We start from the raw sequence: 4,137 nt of genomic DNA, 5'->3' as shown, positions 1-4,137 counted from the left end.
GCCGCCCCCGAGGAGCCGGAGGTGGCGGCGGCCGTCCCGGCCGCGGCCGCACCGCCGACGGCGGCGGCACCGCCCACGGCGGCCGCGGCGGCGCCGAACCCGCCGACACCGACCCAGACCAGCACACCGCCGGGCAGCAGGGCGCGCAGCCCGGTGTTGATCTCGGTCAGTTCCAGGCAGGCGGCCGTGCAGCGGTCGCACTCCTTGAGGTGCCGGCCGACCTCCGCCGAGGCCCGCTTGCGCAGCGAGCCGCGCGCGTACGCCCCGAGCCGGTTGGCGTACGCCTCGCAGGTGCTCTCCTGGCTGCCCGAGACGTGCGCCTGGAGGAACGCGGCGGCGAGCCGGTCGCGGGCCCGGTGGGCCTGGACGGCGGTGGCGTTGGCGGTCTTGCCGAGCATCACCGCGACGGTCTTCGGGGACTCCCGCTCGACCTCGGTGTGCCAGAGCACCACCCGGTCGTCCTCGGGCAGTTCGGCGTAGGCCTGCATGACCATCCGCTGGTCGGCCATCGCCATCGCCCAGGCGTCGGCGCCCGGGTCGGCGAGGTCGAAGTCGACCACGGCGGCCGAGGTCTGCGCGAACACGGCGAAGTCGTCGACGAGTTGCTCGCGCCGCTCGCTGCGGTGCCAGGCGGCGGCGACGTTGCGCACGGCGGTCAGCAGGTACGCGCGGACGGCGAACTCGGGGCCCTTGCCCGCCCGCAGCGCCTGCAGGGTGCGGGCGAACACCTCGCCCGCGAGGTCCTCGGCGGTGAAGCTGTCCCGGCAGCAGGTGCGGGCGTAGCGGCGCACCGAGTCGGCGTGCCGGCGGTAGATCTCCTCGTACGCGGTGTCGTCGCCGGCCCGCACCCGGGCGGTCAACTCGGCGTCGGAGGCGGGGCGCTCGCCGTCCACCGGATCGGCGGGGGCGGGCACGGTCGGCCGGGCGGTCCGGCCCTCGCCGGGGAACGGTTCGCCGACGAACGCCTCCGGGGCGACGCCGCCCCGGCCCGCCGGGGCCTGCCCGGGCACCCGGCCCGGGGGCAGCGCGGCGGCGGAGGCGGAGAGCGTCTCGCGGCTGGGCATCCCGGCCTGGTCGGGGACGTGTCCGGCGGCCGAACCCGCTGCGGCGCCCGGCACTTGGGCCGTCCCGCCGGCGCTGCCGAGACTGCAGGAGCCCGTGCCGGGCCCTTCGGCGGTATCACCGGAGAGGCCCCCGAAGTCGAGGCCGTACCCGTAGTCGTTCTGTTCCTCGGCGCTCACAACGGACCCCAGATTCCACGACAGCCCCCGTAGTGTGGCAGGGCGCGCGGGAGTGCGCAGGCGCACGGTTCCCCGGCGGACGGCGCCGACGGCGCACGAACGGCGCGCATCGGGACATTGGCTCCAACCACGGGCAAAGGATGGCATAGCGCAGGGACCGGCGGTAGCCGGACCGGCCGCCTTCCACTCCTCCGAGGGGCCGACGCGGAGGTGTTCGCCCAGCGTGCGGCGGTGGGGTGTGCGACTCCCGCACCCGGCGCGCGCACCCGGGCCGCGCGCCGGTCATCCCTCCAACTCCCGTGCCCGCCGGGCGTGGCGGACCGGTCGGCCGACGGGTGTCAGCGCGCCCGCAGGCCGTCCAGCAGGATCTGCAGCAGCCGGTCCGAGGGCCCGGCGGCCGGCTGGCCGTCCGGTTGCGGAGAAATCGGCGAGAAACCGCCGGCCGCCGGCACGGAGACCGACGGACGGGCCGCGTGCACCGGCACCGAGGCCGTCAGCACCAGCACCACGTCCGACACCGTGACGCCCGGCCGCAGTTCGCCCGCCGCACCGGCCCGCGCCACCAGGGCGGCCAGCAGCTGCAGCAGCAGCCGCGGATCGGCGTCCGCCGCCGACGGCTCGACCACCCCGCCCGCGCGGGCCTCCTCGCCGCGCAGGTCGAAGCGGACCGCCGCGGGCGGTTCCGGCGTCCGCTGCTCGGGCACCCGGCCCAGCTCCTCCGCGTACCGGAACGCCTCCGGCGGCAGCAGCCGCCCGGCGCCGCTGCTCACCGCGCGGGCCAGGTAGCCGGCCAGCGCCTCCCAGGCGCCGTCACCGCCGTACAGCGACTCCCGCGCCTGCGCGGTCAGCCACGCCACCTCCTCGGCGGCGATCCGCTGGACCAGCACCTCCTTGCTCGGGAAGCGCCGGTAGACGGTGCCGACCCCGACCCCGGCCCGGCGCGCGACCTCCTCCATCGGCGCGCCGTAGCCGAACTCGCCGAACACCTCGCGGGCCGCCCGCAGCACGCTCTCCAGGTTCCGCCGGGCGTCCACCCGCAGCCGGGCCCCGGGCACCGGCGCGCCGGCCGGGGCCGGCTCGGCCCGGTACGGGACCGCGGCCTGAACCGCGTCGACCGTGGCCGGCCCGCCCCGCGTCGGCAGGTCCACCGGACCGCGCTGCTCGGGGACCGTGCCCGCTCCGGCCTGCGGTGCACCCGCCCGCCCCAACACCTGCTCCTGATCCATCATCCCAACTCTCCCCCGCAGGCGTCCGAAACCGGACCCTGTCGTCGCCCGCCCCTGCACCCCCCGGTGCAGCTCAGCCCGTCAGAAATGACCCGATGACCCATTGCTCGTGCCGCCCGTCCCGTTCCGGTGACCACGGTTCGTGCCGCCGCGCCGGGTCCACGTCCGGCTCGGCGCGTCGGCACCGACCGGGGCCCTGTCCGGGAACTACCCTTCCCCGGATGACTGTCCCCCAGTCGGGTTCTCACGCCAACGCTGGAACTGGCCGTAGTGGCCGCTCCACGGTGCGTCGCCGCCGATTGTCATGGCGACGGCCGCCCCGGTACACAATCCGACCATAGTTCACCACTCTCCGAGGCCGAAAGTGCGTCAGAAAGTCGCCCGGCAGGCACAACTGGCCACGGCGGTCACTCGGGTCGCAACCAGCCCCGTACGGACTGTGGACAAGACGACCCCCGTCGGTCCTTCATAGGGGGCGTGATGGGGGGGACACCCCCGGCCGCGGGGCGGCCGGGAGGGAAACGTCGCTTCGGCAGGAGGTGCACCATCAGGATCCTGATCGCCGGCGGCGGCTGCGCCGGAACGGCCGCCGCACTCCACCTCCAGCGCGCCCTGCGGGAACGGCTGCGGCGCGGCGAGGTGGAGATCACCGTCGTCGAGCCCCAGGCCTACTTCACCTACCACCCGCTGCTGGCCGAGGTGGCCGCCGGCTCGATCGACCCGAGACACGTGGTCGTCCCGCTCCGCCGGGTGCTGCCGGACTGCCGGGTGCTCACCGCCCGGATCACCCGGATCGAACACGCCGCCCGGCGCGCCCTGGCCGACGCCGCCGGGCCCGGCGAACCCCCCGCCCCGCTCGAACTGCCCTACGACGTCCTGGTGGTGGCCCCCGGCTCGGTCTCCCGCACGGCACCGGTGCCCGGCCTCGCCGAGCACGGCCTCGGCTTCTCCACCGTCGGCGAGGCGGTGGGCCTGCGCAACCACGTCCTGGAGCAGCTCGACCTCGCCTCCGCCACCCGCGACCCGGCGCTGCGCCAGTCCGCGCTCACCTTCGTCTTCGTCGGCGCCGGCTACGCGGGCGTCGGCGCGCTCGCCGAACTGGAGGACATGGCCCGTACCGCCGTGCGCGGCTACCACAACGTCCGCGCCGAGGACCTGCACTGGGTCCTGGTCGAGGCGACCGGCCGGATCCTCGCCGAGGAGTCGCCCGAACTCGCCGCCCACACCCTCGGCGAACTGCGCGAACGCGGCGTCGACATCCGGCTGCGGACCACCCTGGAGTCCGCCGCCGACCGGGTCGTGGCGCTCTCCGACGGCAGCCGCTTCGGCGCCCGCACCCTGGTCTGGACGGCGGGCATGCGGCCGTCCCCGCTGCTGCGCGCGACCGACCTGCCGCTGGACACCCTCGGCCGGGTGCGATGTCTGGCCACCCTGCAGGCCGTCGGACCGGACGGACGCGCCCTGCCCGGCGTCTGGGCGGCCGGCGACTGCGCCGCCGTACCGGACCCGAACGCGGACGGCGCCCCGTGCGCCCCCAACGCCCAGCACGCCTTCGCCCAGGCCGAGCTGCTCGCCCGCAACCTCGTGGTGGCCCTGGACGGCGGGCCGCACGCCCCGGGCCTGGCCGACTACCGGCCCGGCCCCGCCGCCTGCTCGACCTCGCTCGGGCC

3 protein-coding genes are annotated in these 4,137 nt (G+C 76.5%); 1 reads left to right on the top strand and 2 read right to left on the bottom strand.

What is annotated here, in order from left to right; translation table 11 throughout:
• Together ABZW03_RS38160 and ABZW03_RS38155 are read right to left on the bottom strand one after the other, a co-directional pair.
• A partial coding sequence (locus ABZW03_RS38160) for an RNA polymerase sigma factor (RefSeq protein WP_355269075.1) occupies nt 1-1,241 on the bottom strand: 1,241 nt, incomplete at its 3' end.
• Between the two features lie 338 nt (nt 1,242-1,579).
• Entirely contained in the window at nt 1,580-2,470 is an 891-nt protein-coding gene (locus ABZW03_RS38155; RefSeq protein WP_355269073.1) for a helix-turn-helix domain-containing protein, read from the bottom strand.
• A 477-nt stretch (nt 2,471-2,947) separates the two neighbouring features.
• Here ABZW03_RS38155 and ABZW03_RS38150 point away from each other — a divergent pair.
• Nucleotides 2,948-4,137: FAD-dependent oxidoreductase (locus ABZW03_RS38150; protein ID WP_355269071.1), on the top strand; the 1,190-nt coding region annotated here is incomplete at its 3' end.

Source organism: Kitasatospora sp. NPDC004799, assembly GCF_040609095.1.
In the GTDB taxonomy this organism is placed as follows: domain Bacteria; phylum Actinomycetota; class Actinomycetes; order Streptomycetales; family Streptomycetaceae; genus Kitasatospora.
This window is presented reverse-complemented; position numbering and strand designations above follow the sequence as displayed.